Origin of the sequence: Paenibacillus catalpae, from assembly GCF_900112695.1 — a bacterium.
Lineage (GTDB): Bacteria > Bacillota > Bacilli > Paenibacillales > Paenibacillaceae > Pristimantibacillus > Pristimantibacillus catalpae.
In genome coordinates this window covers 1,290,083-1,304,760 of the sequence record NZ_FOMT01000002.1, presented here as the reverse complement: position 1 = coordinate 1,304,760, position 14,678 = coordinate 1,290,083, and the positions used below count along the sequence as shown (strand labels likewise).

The 14,678-nt window shown below is 49.7% G+C and carries 11 protein-coding genes; 2 read left to right on the top strand and 9 right to left on the bottom strand.

Features of this window, described 5'->3' with window-relative positions:
- Positions 1–217: 217 nt before the first annotated feature.
- Positions 218–796: a GNAT family N-acetyltransferase gene (locus BM200_RS13475; protein ID WP_091186068.1), complete on the top strand. Its 579-nt coding sequence runs from the start codon at positions 218–220 to the stop codon at positions 794–796.
- A gap of 30 nt (positions 797–826) precedes the next feature.
- Positions 827–2,320: a methyl-accepting chemotaxis protein gene (locus BM200_RS13470; protein WP_091186066.1), complete on the top strand. Its 1,494-nt coding sequence runs from the start codon at positions 827–829 to the stop codon at positions 2,318–2,320.
- A gap of 329 nt (positions 2,321–2,649) precedes the next feature.
- Here BM200_RS13470 and BM200_RS13460 read toward each other — a convergent pair whose 3' ends face one another.
- From BM200_RS13460 to BM200_RS13425, 9 genes are all read right to left on the bottom strand, one after another.
- The gene (locus tag BM200_RS13460; RefSeq protein WP_091186062.1) at positions 2,650–3,405 is read right to left on the bottom strand and encodes a tRNA threonylcarbamoyladenosine dehydratase; all 756 of its coding nucleotides are present in this window, start codon (positions 3,403–3,405) and stop codon (positions 2,650–2,652) included.
- Positions 3,406–3,426: 21 nt separating this feature from the next.
- Complete coding sequence (gene aspS / locus BM200_RS13455; RefSeq protein WP_091186060.1) at positions 3,427–5,229, bottom strand: aspartate--tRNA ligase; 1,803 nt, start codon at positions 5,227–5,229, stop codon at positions 3,427–3,429.
- Positions 5,230–5,252: 23 nt separating this feature from the next.
- The gene (gene hisS, locus BM200_RS13450) at positions 5,253–6,503 is read right to left on the bottom strand and encodes a histidine--tRNA ligase (protein WP_091186058.1); all 1,251 of its coding nucleotides are present in this window, start codon (positions 6,501–6,503) and stop codon (positions 5,253–5,255) included.
- Between the two features lie 661 nt (positions 6,504–7,164).
- Complete coding sequence (locus BM200_RS30015; protein WP_175532852.1) at positions 7,165–7,332, bottom strand: hypothetical protein; 168 nt, start codon at positions 7,330–7,332, stop codon at positions 7,165–7,167.
- 98 nt (positions 7,333–7,430) lie between these two features.
- Positions 7,431–7,874, bottom strand: a complete 444-nt coding sequence (gene dtd / locus BM200_RS13445; protein ID WP_091186056.1) for a D-aminoacyl-tRNA deacylase — start codon at positions 7,872–7,874, stop codon at positions 7,431–7,433.
- A gap of 17 nt (positions 7,875–7,891) precedes the next feature.
- A complete protein-coding gene (locus tag BM200_RS13440; RefSeq protein WP_091186341.1) occupies positions 7,892–10,075 on the bottom strand; it encodes a RelA/SpoT family protein in 2,184 nt (727 codons plus the stop codon).
- Positions 10,076–10,194: 119 nt separating this feature from the next.
- Positions 10,195–11,961, bottom strand: coding sequence for a sensor histidine kinase (locus BM200_RS13435; RefSeq protein ID WP_091186054.1), 1,767 nt, complete (start codon positions 11,959–11,961; stop codon positions 10,195–10,197).
- Positions 11,961–12,758 carry a response regulator transcription factor gene (locus BM200_RS13430; protein ID WP_091186052.1) on the bottom strand — a complete coding sequence of 266 codons (798 nt, stop codon included), beginning with the start codon at positions 12,756–12,758 and terminating at the stop codon, positions 11,961–11,963. Before BM200_RS13430 ends, BM200_RS13435 begins: the two co-directional genes overlap by 1 nt.
- Before the next feature lie 114 nt (positions 12,759–12,872).
- Complete coding sequence (locus BM200_RS13425; protein ID WP_091186049.1) at positions 12,873–14,558, bottom strand: extracellular solute-binding protein; 1,686 nt, start codon at positions 14,556–14,558, stop codon at positions 12,873–12,875.
- Positions 14,559–14,678 lie beyond the last annotated feature (120 nt).

Genomic DNA, 14,678 nt, shown 5'->3' with positions numbered 1-14,678 from the left:
ACCATCCGCAAATGGGACTGCTGCCATATTTTCTTTACAAAACCTAGTTATTTCGTAGGTAATTACTATAATAATTTACCATTATAATGCCGATATATAGTGCTAGGAATATTTTTCCTTTGTAATATCGTATAAAACGAATTACAAGCATGGAGAGGGAACTAATAAATATATAAAAAAACATTAGATAGAGAGAGAGGATAAGGAGAGTTGCATTTTGTTCAAATCAGTGAAGAGCGAATGGGAACTAGCGGTGTTTAACAGAATCTGGATTTCGGTATGGGAAGAGAAGGGCTATGAGCTCGAGCATGCCAATCAGGTAGTCGAAAGATACCTTGCTGTATCCGATGAAGGACAATGTGTCGGAACTTCCGAAATTAAGCCCTACCTGCCTGGACTTAACGAGATCGACACGGTCGCTCCTTTCCATCAGCACCCTAAAGTCATTGAAGACCCAACCCGCGTAGCGGAAATCGATAAAATCGCCGTCTTGCAAAACTACAGGGGACAACAACCGATCTCGGATTTATTATCGTCCGCCGTCTATTGTGCGGAAAAGTACAATTTGCGCTATTTTATATCCCTGCTGGAGCCCGTATTTTACCGCGCTCTTCGGATCACGTTCCATGTTCCGATGGAAAAGGTCGGGGGCAAACGGTTTTACAAGGGGGATGATGTCATTCCCGTCATTTTTGATATGGAAGCTATCTACCGCAATAAACAGGAATTCAAATGGCTGGCCTATCCGGCAGCAGAGAACTTCAGACCTGCCAGCAGAGCAATGACCGCATTATAAATTCAATAGGTAAAGGTAGAGATCACGATTATGACCAGAGATCAGATTGTTCTAGACAAAAGGAACCGGTTGTTTGTAAAAATTTTATGGGGACTGCTAGCCCTGGGACTTCTCGCCGATATCGGTGCGGGTCTTGGGACGGATATGATAGTATTACTTGCCATTGTGGGTCTGATTAGCTGCGGGATCGCTACTTTTATGACTTACAAACGGATTTTGGTTCAATACATCATGTATGTTGTTCCGATCATTCTAACGGCATTAACGGTGTTGCTGATCGTGTCCGATCCGCATCCGATTATAAGTACTTATTTCCTCGTCTACGTCAATATTGCCGTCATGACGCTTTATGCAGACTATAAGCCGATCATCTTTACTGGTATTCTCAGCATGGGCGTCAGCACTTATATTTTCCTGGACCCGGATTTGCAACAGCAATTATTCCCGAATGATTCCTTGGTGTACTTGTTCTTGTATCTGATCTTTGCGACGGTCGCTCTCTCCTTCTCCGCCAAATTCAGCCAGCGCCTGCAGGAAGATGTTACTGCTGAGCGTCGCGATGCGCTTGAATCCAAGGAGCTTGCCGAAAAGGTTGTTGATAAGCTCAAATCGATGATTCTGATTCTAGGTGAATTCAGCAGCGAGCAGAAAGGCACTGTAGAATCCACCGGCCAAATCTCCCGGGAGGTTACGACCACCTTTGCGGAAATGTCCGCTTCGATCGAGAAGCAGACAAGCATGGTGCTTAATGTAAGTGATTCAGCCCATACGATTGAGACGGCTGTCTCCCAGCTTCGTGAAGGCTCCACCCAATTACAGCAGTACTCATCCGATACGGCTGTGCTGACGGTAGAGGGCAATGAATTGATACAGACCTTAACCGCTGACGTAAATAGTGTGAAAGCGATTATTGCCCAGACTGTCTCCCTGATGGAGCAGTTGATTGAGCAGAATGAACAAGTTAGCTCGATCGTAGGCTCTATCCGCGAGATTTCTGAACAGACCAATCTCCTGTCCTTGAATGCGGCCATTGAAGCCGCACGTGCAGGCGAGCATGGACGGGGCTTTGCGGTTGTCGCCGGTGAAGTCCGCAAGCTGGCTGACAATGCGAATATTGCTGCCGGCGAGATTACAAACATTCTGGGCACTATCCATGCCTCGATTACAGCCGTAAGCGAGAAGGTACATCTGGGTCAGCAGGCTGTAGATACCAGCTACGAGGCATCGCAAAAGGTAGAAGGCATCATTAGGCGGATTAACAGCAATACCGAGCAAGTCAAACAACAGTCGGATACCGTTGGCGAGTCTTCCCAGCAGCTGTACGTGCAATACTCCTCCATCTCTGACGAGATGACGGGCATGGCGGCTATAACCGAGCAAAACATGGCTTCCGTCGAAGAGGTATGTGCCAGCATGGAGACCCAAGACGTTAAGATCGGCCATCTTGTCGAAGGCTATTCCCAGCTGGATGTCTTAATTTCAGAACTCAAGCAATTGGTAGAACCTAAACAAACGGCCAAATAATTATTACTTTCGGTATTCATTATCTCAGAACTTTTTCCGTCCACCACCATCTTCTATAAAACATCCACCGCAAGCGTAATCCCCGCTTGCGGTTTTTTCTGTTCCCCTCCCGAGAAGGACCTTTTGGTCAGCCCTTTGATGTTGATGCTGTTGGATTGGAAGGAAAGTATCGTCTGAAGGGGCGCAGCGTCTGCCTTTGCTGGTGCTTTGCTGCCTTTGAAAATTGTTCATGCAAAGCACAAGCAACAGCAGCCGTAAGAGGATACTTTCCTGTAAATCCACATCCGCATCAACAAAAATAAAAGGCCGCCCCATAGGACGGCCTTCCCTTACACCACAATATCATGCTTCGCCAAAAGATCCTTCACCACTACACTTACCATAATCAGTCCCGCAACAGGAGGCACAAAGGCGTTGCTCGCCGGCGGCTGCTTCGCTTTGCGGATCTCCGGAGCATTCTCCGGCACAATACGCTGCGTAACGTCCTCACGGGGCTTGTTAGGCGTCTCCGAAGAGAAGACAACCTTCACGCCCTTCTTGATGCCTTCCTTGCGCAGCCTCGTACGTACGACGCGTGCAACGGGATCTGTATGGGTCTTCGAGATGTCCACGACGGTGAATTTCGTCGGATCCATCTTGTTCGCCGCTCCCATGCTGGAGATAATCGGAATTTTCCGCTCCAGACATTGCATGATGAGATGGACTTTATACGAGATGGTGTCGGAAGCATCTACGACATAATCTAGCGGATAAGCAAATAGTTGCTCATACGTCTCTTCCGTATAGAACATCCGCAGCGAGATCACATCGCATTCCGGATTAATCAGCTTAATCCGGTCGCGCATCAGATCTGCTTTTGGCTGTCCTACTGTCGTCGTCAGCGCATGAATCTGGCGGTTCACGTTTGTAATATCAACAACATCCTTATCGATCAGGATGATCCGGCCTACACCGGTCCGGGCAAGAGCCTCGGCTGCGATGCCGCCTACACCGCCAATACCTAACACGGCGACGGTGCTCCCTTTCATCGCTTCGAGACCCTCCGGTCCAATCGCAAGCTCAGTACGAGAAAATTGATGCAGCATAATCGGTTGCCGCCTCCCTCATTAAGCTTGCTTGTTGCCGGCAGCAGCTGCTTCCGGCTTCGGTTTAATAACCGTGCGGATATGAAGCTGCTCGAGCTGCGACAATTCAACTTCGGAAGGTGCATCGCACAGCAGGTCGGTTGCACTTGCTGTTTTCGGGAATGCAATCGTCTCACGCAGGTTTGTACGGCCTGTAAGCAGCATCACGAGACGGTCAAAGCCAAAGGCGATACCGCCGTGAGGAGGCGTGCCATAGTCAAAGGCGTCGAGCAGGAAGCCGAATTTCTCATGCGCTTCTTCCATCGAGAAACCAAGTGCTCCGAACATTTTCTCTTGTACGTCGCGTTTGAAGATACGCATCGAACCGCCGCCTACTTCGTAGCCGTTCAAGACGATATCGTACGCTTGCGCACGGATTTGGCCCGGATCTGTCTCGAACAGGTGCAGGTCTTCGTCCTTCGGACGCGTGAACGGATGATGCACCGCTACAAAACGTTTTGCTTCTTCGTCCCACTCAAGCATAGGGAAGTCAACTACCCATACAAACTTGAATTTCGAATCGTCGATCAGACCCAGCTCACGGCCGACTTTCAGACGCAGGTTGCCAAGAACGTCGGCAACAACTTTTGCCTTATCGGCAGAGAATGTCAGCAAGTCGCCTTCTTCAACGTTCAGGCGCTCGGTAAGAGCTGCGATCTCTTCAGGCTTCAGGAATTTGACGATTGGACCTTTCCACTCGCCTTCTTTAACCGTGATCCATGCGAGACCCTTGCCGCCGTAACGGGCTGCAAACGGCTGCAGATCGTCAAGCTCTTTGCGGCTCCAGTGGCCGCAGCCTTTCGCGTTGAACGCCTTCACGACGCCGCCGCTTGCTGCAACGCTTGCGAACACTTTAACATCGCTTCCTGCAACGATATCCGTAATATCTTCGATTTCCATGCCGAAACGAAGATCCGGCTTGTCGGAGCCGTATTTGTTCATCGCATCCGCATAAGTAATCCGTTGGATTGGCAGCTCGACCTCAACGCCGATTGTTTCACGGAACAAGCGGGCAATCAGCTGCTCCATCATGTTTAACAATTGATCCTGCGTCAAGAACGAAGTCTCGATGTCGACCTGCGTGAACTCCGGTTGACGGTCCGCACGGAGGTCTTCATCACGGAAGCAGCGAGCGATTTGGTAGTAACGCTCAATACCGCCGACCATCAGTAGTTGCTTGAAAATTTGCGGCGATTGCGGCAATGCGAAGAACTCGCCTTCGTGTACGCGGCTTGGAACCAGATAGTCGCGAGCGCCTTCTGGCGTGCTTTTCGTCAGGATTGGCGTTTCAACGTCGATAAAGCCTTCGCCGTCCAGGAAGTCGCGGAATACTTTTGCCGCTTTCGAACGGAGCAGCAATGTTTTGTGCATTTCCGGACGACGCAGGTCGAGGTAACGGTATTTCAAGCGGAGCGATTCATCAACCTCAACACCGTCTTCAATCGGGAATGGAGGTGTTTTCGCAGCATTGATGACTTCGATTTCCGTAACTCGGATTTCGATCTCGCCTGTTGCCAGGTTTTTGTTTACGGTCTCCGCATCACGCTCTACAACTGTACCTTTAACAGCCAGTACGAACTCGTTACGTGCGCGGTCAGCGATAGCGAGCGCTTCGCCGGAGAAATCAGGGTTAAATACGGTTTGAACGATACCTGTACGGTCGCGCAAGTCGATGAACAATACGCCGCCAAGGTCACGACGGCGTTGTACCCAGCCGTTCAGTGTTACTTCTTCGCCAATGTTGGCTTTTGTTAATGTTCCGCACTGATGAGTTTTCAGCATCATAATGGATGTAACTCCCCTTTGTATCAAATAGTTTTCAATTCGGATGCAAGGCTTGCAAGCGCCACAAAGCGCTGTTCTCCCGTTGCCATGTCCTTCAGGGCAATTTCACCGCGGGTAAGCTCATCGTCACCGAGAATAGCCGTGTAACGGGCTTGCAGGCGGTCTGCCGATTTCATCTGCGCTTTCATCTTCCGCCCCAGATAATCCCGCTCCGCACGGATTCCGGAAATCCGAAGCTCGTAGACGAGTCTAGTGACTTCGCGTTTAGCCGCTTCACCAAGCGCTACAACGTACACATCAACCTGATGCGCATTTTCCAGCTCGGCTTGTTGATGCTCAAGCAGCATAATTGTACGTTCCAGTCCAAGACCAAGACCAACGCCCGGCTGATCCGGTCCGCCAATTTCGGCTACAAGACCGTTATAACGTCCGCCGCCGCCGATGGTATCGATGGCGCCAATGCCCTCCGCTTTATATTCAAAAGCGGTGTGCGTATAATAATCCAGTCCTCGAACGAGTCTTGGATTAATGGAGAACGGAATACCCATATCCGTCAAATACGTTTTCACTTTGTCAAAGTGGGCATTGCACTCCTCGTCCAGGCTATCCAGAATCGAAGGCGCGCCTTCGAAATGAGCCTGATCCACCTTGCAGTCGAGCACGCGAAGCGGATTACGCTCCATGCGGGACTGACAGTCCTTGCAGAGCAGCTCGCGCTTGGGGATAAGGAAGGCAAGCAGCTTCTCACGGAAAACTGCACGAACCTCCGGAGTACCAACCGAGTTAATCTCAACGCGGACGCCCTTCAGTCCTACCTCCGTATAGAAGGTATAACCAAGTGCTATAACTTCCGCATCAATGGCCGGATCCACAGATCCAAGCGCTTCAATCCCGAACTGGTGGAATTGGCGGTAACGGCCGGCCTGCTGGCGCTCATAGCGGAACATAGGTCCGATATAATACAGCTTCGATACATCCGGTTCGCCGTACAATTTGTTCTCCACATAAGAACGAACGACACCCGCGGTTCCTTCCGGACGAAGGGTAACGCTGCGATTGCCGCGGTCCGTAAAGGTATACATCTCTTTCTCTACGATATCCGTCGTCTCGCCTACGCCGCGTTGGAACAGCTCCGTTGCTTCAAAGATCGGTGTACGAATTTCACGGAAATTAAAACGTCGGCAAATATCACGAGCTTTCTGCTCTGCATATTGCCAGCGCTCAACTACTCCAGGCAATATGTCTTGTGTGCCCGGTGACTTCTGAAAAGCCATTTACAACCCCTCCTTAAAAGAATTGTCGCGTCTTTGGCGATAATTCTTACTTCGTAAGCATAAAACTTGACCTTACTAGCCAGCTTCGAATCACGCAAAAAACTCCCGCCCCTAACGACATGCCGTTAAAGGCTAATCGTTAGGGACGAGAGTTGAACTCCCGTGGTGCCACCCATATTCCGGACTTTCGTCCGCTCATTAACGGTTAACGCCCGTTACACGCAGATCGGCTATTAGCAATGATTCAGGAATCATCCGTTCACCGTCTGTTCTCCGGAAAGTCTGTTCATCCTGTCACCATAAAGACGCTTGCAGCCTTGGCGTCTCTCTCTGGATACGTGCACGGGATTACTTTGTTCCATCAACGAATCAGAAAATTTATATACTGAGACCTAATTCTACCCGTGTCGACATATAAAGTCAATAGTCAATCACATTTCCTTAGTATGCCTCTTTCGAGACAAAAAAAAACCTGCAGCCATCGTTGCAGGTCCAGAAATTATATTTTTAAAAAGGGGGTCGAGATTTATTATAGGGCAGCGATGTTAAAAAACCGTTATAATCTTATTACAGTAATATTACAAAATAGAAAGCGGTTCATTTGCGAACATTCGTCTTACAAATAAGAAGCTGCCTCTGTTGAGGCAGCTTCTTTCAATTGCTACATACGTCCGCCGGGCTCGCGCCGGTTCGAAGGAAAGGCAAGGAATTCCTCAGCCGTCTCCACCTGCTCCTCCAGTCTGGACATGAGAAGTGCTTCACGGCGGTCGGTATGGAGAAGCCTTCTTGATGAACGCTCCATTCCTTGCTCTTTACGGGATTGATGCATGACGATAACTCCTTCTGGCAACTGATCTCCAGTCCGCTTATGCCAAAGCAGCCTGCCTACCCTTAGTGTTGCCAGCCATCGCCAATCTTACCCGCTTGTTACTGCTTGCTGTCGATAATTAACGTAACGGGACCCGCGTTTACGAGAGCCACGTCCATCATCGCGCCGAACCGGCCAGTCGCAACAACAAGACCTGCTTTACGAAGCAGCTCATTAAACCTGTCATAGAGCGGCTCCGCTTGCTCGGGGCGCGCGGCAGCCATAAAGTTAGGACGCCGCCCCTTCCTGCTGTCGCCATATAAGGTGAACTGCGAGATCGACAAGATTTGTCCGCCTACGTCAAGGACGGAGAAATTCATTTTCTCATTCTCGTCCTCAAAGATCCGAAGACCTGCTACCTTGTCCGCCATCCAGCGAATATCTTCTTCCGTATCCTCATGCGTAATTCCGACCAGAAGCACCAGGCCATGATCAATTGCACCTGCCACTTCTCCATCGATTGTAACGCTTGCCTGCTTGCTCCGCTGTACTACAACCTTCACGGCCTGTAAACCTCCAGCTAACTATTCATGATGCGCTGCACGGAGTAAACATCCTGCACGCGCTTGATTCTCTCCACGACGGAAGATAAATGATCAATATTGCGGATCAGCACCGTCATATGAATCATGGCCATTTTATTTTTCACCGAACGTCCCGTCACGGCCGATATATTTGTCTTGCTTTCCGATACGGCTTGAAGAACCTCATTCAGCAGTCCCGTCCGGTCATGACCCGTAATCTCAATATCAACGCTGTAATTCGATTCGATCGAATCTTCCCATTCGACTTCAATAACGCGGTCTGCCTCTTCGCTGTCCCCGTTAAACGGAATGTTCTGGCAGTCCATCCGATGCACCGAAACGCCTCTGCCGCGAGTTATATAGCCAATAATCGTATCGCCTGGTACCGGATTGCAGCATCTCGCGAACCGGACGAGCAGATTATCGATCCCTTTCACCGTCACACCATGAGTTGGCCGATTCTTGCGGTGACCCGGAGACTTCATCTCCTTCGGTTCGCTTGTCAGCTCAATGAGATTCGATTTCTCCGCTTCTCTGCGCAGCTTCTCGGTCAGGCGTGTACAAATCTGTGCCGCCGTAATCCCGCCGAAGCCGATTGCGGACATCATATCCTCAATATCGTTAAAGTTGAACTTGTTAGCCACTTCCTGAAGCTTGTCGTCGCTCATCCATGCGGACGGCTCCACGCCTAACCGCTTCAGCTCACGCTCAAGCAGATCCCGGCCTTTGGCTACGTTCTCTTCCCGCTTCTCACGCTTGAACCATTGGCGGATCTTGCTGCGGGCATGAGACGATTGTGCAATCTTCACCCAATCCTGACTCGGGCCGTAAGAATGCTTCGAGGTCAAAATTTCAATAATATCGCCTGTCTTCAGCTTATGGTCAAGCGGGACAATTCGTCCGTTCACCTTGGCGCCGATCGTCCGGTTCCCTACCTCGGTATGGATTCGGTATGCGAAGTCAAGCGGAACAGAGCCTGCGGGCAGCTCGATAACTTCTCCGCTTGGCGTGAAGACAAATACTAGATCGGAGAAAAAGTCCATCTTGAGCGTTTCCATAAACTCCGAAGCGTCACGAGCTTCGTTCTGAAGCTCCATAATTTCACGGAGCCAGGACATTTTGTCCTCGAAATTCGTATTTGGCACAACCGTGCCTTCCTTATAAGCCCAATGGGCTGCGATACCGTACTCGGATGTACGGTGCATATCCCACGTACGGATCTGTACTTCTGTTGGCTCTCCGTTAGGACCAATAACCGTCGTATGCAAAGACTGGTACATGTTGGCCTTCGGCATCGCGATGTAATCCTTAAACCGTCCCGGCATCGGCTTCCAAAGCGTATGAATGATGCCAAGGGTTGCGTAGCAGTCTTTTATATTTTCAACGATAATCCGGATGGCCATCAAATCGTAAATTTCATTAAACTGCTTATTTTTCACGGTCATTTTCTTGTAAATGCTGTATATATGCTTCGGTCGTCCCGAAATATCTCCGTCAATGCCCATTTCCTCGAGCTTCTCTTTAATCCGGCCGATAACATCAGAGATAAACAGCTCGCGCTCCGCCCGCTTCTTCTTCATCAAATTCGCGATACGATAGTATTGCTGTGGGTTCAAATACCGCAAAGCGATATCTTCCATCTCCCACTTGATCGCGGAAATACCAAGCCGGTGAGCAATCGGGCAAAAGATTTCTAGTGTTTCATACGCGATGCGCCGCTGTGCTTCCTCGGACTGGAACTTAAGCGTACGCATATTATGGAGGCGGTCAGCCAGCTTGATCAGAATAACCCGAATGTCCTGCGCCATCGCAAGGAACATCTTCCGGTAGTTCTCATTTTGCTGCTCTTCCTTCGAACGGAACCGGATCTTCTCCAGCTTGGTCAATCCGTCGACGAGCATTGCGCAAGTTTCGCCAAATTTCGCACGAACGAGCTCAAGGTCCACTGTCGTATCTTCGACGACATCATGCAGCAGCGCTGCAATAATCGACAGTACGTCCATCTGCATATCCACGATAATTTCCGCAACGGCAACAGGGTGAAGAATATACGGTTCCCCCGATTTGCGCACTTGTCCGTGGTGGGCTTGGTCCGCAAATTCATAGGCTTCCCTGATGCGTACCAGATCCTGTTCTTTTATATAGGCCGACGCCTTTTCGATTAACTGCTCTATGCCCATGAATTGTCCTTTCCGAACGCTTGACTCCGATTCGCGCATTTTCCGAGTTTTCTTAATATTATGCTGGAAGTAGGGATCCGCGTCAACCTGCATGCCTCACCAAATTTCGCATAAACGGACTATGCGGATTCAGCCGGAATACGAATATGAACACGTGTACCTGCTCCTGGTTCACTCTCAATGGCTACACCGAAATCTTTGCCGTAATAAAGTTGGATTCTCTCATGTACATTACGGATCCCATATCCGACACGTTGCATCCCTTCGCCGCTAAATAATTGAAGAATCGTCTCCTGAGGCATTCCGTTGCCATTGTCCGCCACAAACAGATGAACCACATCTCCGGCGCGGTACCCAATAACTTGAATATCGATCTGGTCCCCCCGCCAGGCATGCTCGAGCACATTCTCGACAAAAGGCTGTACGATCAGCTTTACCGTGTTCAGTTCGACAATTTCCGGGGAAATATTGTAGTCGATTCGGACCCGGTCGCCGTATTTGATCTGTTGAATGTCCATATAAGCCCGAACCTGCTCTATTTCCTTGCCAATCGGAATAATGGTTTGCCCTTCATTTAGCGACAAGCGGTAAAACTTGGCCAGGTTCATCACCATCTGGTGCTGTTTCTCCACTTGCCCGAATTTGGCCAGCCTGCTGATTGACGAAAGCGTATTATATAAAAAATGCGGATTGATCTGTGCCTGGAGCGACTCCAGCTCCGCCTCTTTCTTTTTCAAATTGGTCGTATAAACTTCTTCAATCAAGGTCTGCGTCTTCTTCCCAAGCTCATTCAGCGAGGATGCAATCGTTGTAAATTCATCATTCCCGCTGTAATGGATCCGGCGCTGAAAATCTCCCTGCCGGAAGGATTGAAGGACGGACATGACCTTTAACACCCGCCGGGAGAACGTTCTCGAGACGAACGCTGCGACAAGCAGAATCAGCACGCAGCTCGCGCTGCAAATGACAAGCGACAGCAGCTTGACCTTCTGTGTATCCTTCTCCAGCACGGAGGACGGCACCATCGCCGTCAGGCTCCAGTTCAGACCTGGAAGCGGCTGGCGGATAACCAGGTAATTGTCCCCGTTCGAAGCATCCCACAGCTGCTCGCTGGACTGCTCGGTCGCCCCCGAAGCATACAAAATATTACGGCTGCCGTCGGTAATAAACAACGTGCTGCCGACGCCGATTTTACGGTAATCCACACTTTGGAACAAATCGGACAGGTACACGCTGATCCGCATGAACCCTATTTCGTTCAATCTTGCAGACTCCAAATCTACAAGACGCCGGAGCATCGATATCCGGTTATAGCGGCTGTCATCCTCAATCTGCTTCCACCGCATCGTCTCTCCGTATTTCTCTGCCGGGTAGGATTGGTACCAGGGCTTCTCCGTAATCCGGTTCAAATGAAGCAAATCGAAAAATCGTCCCTTCATTACAAGCGGGTCGATATTCTTGCTGTCGTAATACACCTCCGGCAGCGTTTCATTACGCAAATAGACCGTAAGCCATAAGCTGCGGTTCGTGGATTCGATCGTCTGACGGAACTTGGGGAGCAGCAGCTCTGTCGTTGTTTCATAGCTCACCCAGCCTTCCTCATAGTGAAGAAGCTGCTTCGACAAGGTCGTATCGTAATAGAGAAGATCCGATAACCGGACCGTATCCTCTAATTTATAGACGACGTTATCTTCGATTTGGCGCAGCGTCCCTTTAATCGTATTTGTTGTATTGGAACGGATCGAATCCGTCATAATGTCACTGGCGAAATAACCAAACATGAAGATCGGGATAATGATGAGCATCATATACGAGATAAGCAGTTTAATGCCAAACGGGATAAATTTGCGGGAACCTTGTGTGCCCGTAAATGGCGTATGTATCATTAGCGCTGTCTCCTGAATTCGATCGGCGTCATGCCGAATGTCTCTTTGAATTGCCGGCTGAAATAAGGCATGTAACGGTAACCGACCTGATCCGCCACCTCGTAAATTTTGACTTTCGGATCCTTCAGCAGCTCTCCTGCCTTTTCCATCCGCATGGTAATAACAAATTCACTGAAGCCTACGCCCATCTCTTCTTTGAACATCAAACCCAGATAATTCGGTGAAAAAGCAAAACGGTCCGCCACTTCCTTCAGCGTTAGAGAGCGATGCAGATGCTCTTTCATATAAGCAATCATTTCCTGAACAAGCTTCGTATGTTTTCCTAACTCAACAGGTTCCGGCAGCTGTTGATGACGATGAGGCGAACGTCTTGCAGCCTCCCGCCATTGCCTTTCCTCCTCCTGTCTTCTCGATACTTCATCCAGCTCTTTCGTTACATGAACAAGCGCTTCAACAAGCTCGGCATCATCCATCGGCTTCAGAACATAACTATATGCCCGTAGGGATAAAGCCTGCTTAACGTAATGAAAATCCTGATAGCCGCTGACGAAGATGACTCTCAGATCACCGCAGCCTTCCGTTTCCTGCACCTTGCGGGCAAGCTCGAGCCCGGACATGCTGGGCATATGTACATCGGTCACGAGAATATCAATATTCCCGTCTTTTAATACCTCATAAGCATCAAAGCCGTTGTTGCAGGCTGCTACAACTTCCAGTCCAAGCTCCGTCCAGGGAATAAACATCCTCATGCCTTCCAGATCAAGTACTTCATCATCTGCAATCAACACTTTATACATGATGGCATCTTCTCCCGTCAGCAGTATGGAAAAGTCGTGAAACGGCAGAACCGCCCCTGATATAGGGACGGCGCGACCGCTTGATCAAATTATACTCCAGCATTAGCCTGGATGTTAATTGCCTTTCATGCTTTTTACATTTTCTTGCCATTTGGTTGTTTTGTAGGCAAGAAGCTTGTCGTAACCGATAGCTTCGGCATCCTTCTGAGCTTTATCGAGAATGGCTAGAACTTCTTCGTCGCTCTTCGCATACAGCGCCTTTGCTCTTGCTTCCTTATAGAGCTCCTCGAAGCTTTGGGCGATAATGCCTTCCTCGGAATCCGGAGCCGGCGCAAGGTTAATATACTCGGTGGCATTCTTTTGCGTTTTCCATGTAATGGCGTTTTGCCAGCGCGCTTCCCAAGACTGCTGTTCTTCCGGCAGCGTAAGCTCGAATTTCATTTTCGATGTATCAATAAAGACGGTATTTCCGTTCCATTGGAAGTTAACCGTTGCATCCATCATTTTTGTGCGGCCTTCTACATCGCTCGTATAGGCATCGGTGAAGATTGGCGAGCCGTCGGCATCCGTTCCCTTCCAGTAAATCCCCTCTGGTCCCCAGAACAGCGTACGAGTGCCTTCAGGTCCAGTTAAATAGTCAAGGAAGGCGAAAATCTTCTCTGGATCTTTGGCCGATTTCGTAATAACGCTCACGTTCCAGCCCAGCTGCGTATAAGTGCCTGCCCAAATTTTATTCTTGTCAAGACCCGCCTTATGCACCGGCCAGATCATCATATAACCCGCATTCGGATCCTTCTTCTTCAGTTCGGCATCCCCTACTGCACCGTACTCGGTAGGGCTTGCGCCGGCAAACACGGCTGCCGTTCCGTTATAAGCCTGCTCCTTCACTTGATCCTTGGTTTGCGTGAGCGAATCCGGAGACATCAGCTTCTCGCGGAACAGCTTGCTTGCGAACTGCATCGATTCCCGGAAGACCGGATCAAGGAATAAGGAAGTAAGCTTATCGCCGCTTGGAACGGCCCGGTTCGCTACATAAGCTGGCGAGTAATCTTCGCCAAACGCGCTGTAAAGGACATCGAGGCCTTGGCCGTCGATAGCAAGATCGGGGTTAAACGGCGTAACGTTCGGATACTTCTCCTTGACCTGCTTCAGGTAGTTATAGAAATCATCTGTCGTTTCAATAGCCGGTGATCCCAGCTCCGTATAGATTTTCTTGTTAACAAGGTAACCGGCGTTGCCGTTCGGCTGGGACGTATACCAGTTCGGGAACTGATAGATTTTGCCGTCCTTCGAACGAAGCATATTGATGGCTTCTTCGCCAACCCATTTCTTAAAGTTCGGATATTTGTCGAGGTAGTCATCAAACGGTACGAGCATACCCGCCTCACGCAGCTTCTCCACGTCTGCTCCGCGGTCCATCCAGATCACATCCGGCAGCTTGCCGGAAGCAATCATCGTGTTCAGCTTTTGGGCAGCGTTGCCGCCTGACTGCACAGGCGTAATATCCACCTTCATATTATCCTTGATCCATTTGGTTGCTTCATCCCCGCCCCAGGCAGGCATGGAATACCAGTCATAATGCCCGTAGAAAGAGAAGCTGATCGGCTCGCTGCCAAGCTTGAAGACTGATGGCTCACTGCTTGCCGGCGCTTCGCTTGCCGCTGTTGACTCCGTTGCTGCCGGTTCATTTGTTGCCTGACTGCCATTGCCGTTTCCATTGCCTGAACACCCTGTCAATGCCATTACGCCAACCATCATCGCTGCCAATCCTGAATAAGCTGATTTCCGCCATCTACTCATCCTTCGTAAACCCCTCTCTCCCATAACTTTAATTATGTTCAGCGGAAGCGAATTTGTCGATCCGTAAGTATGGACAACCCGCTTCGCGTTGAAAACCGTATCGTTGCACATGCCAGTTCT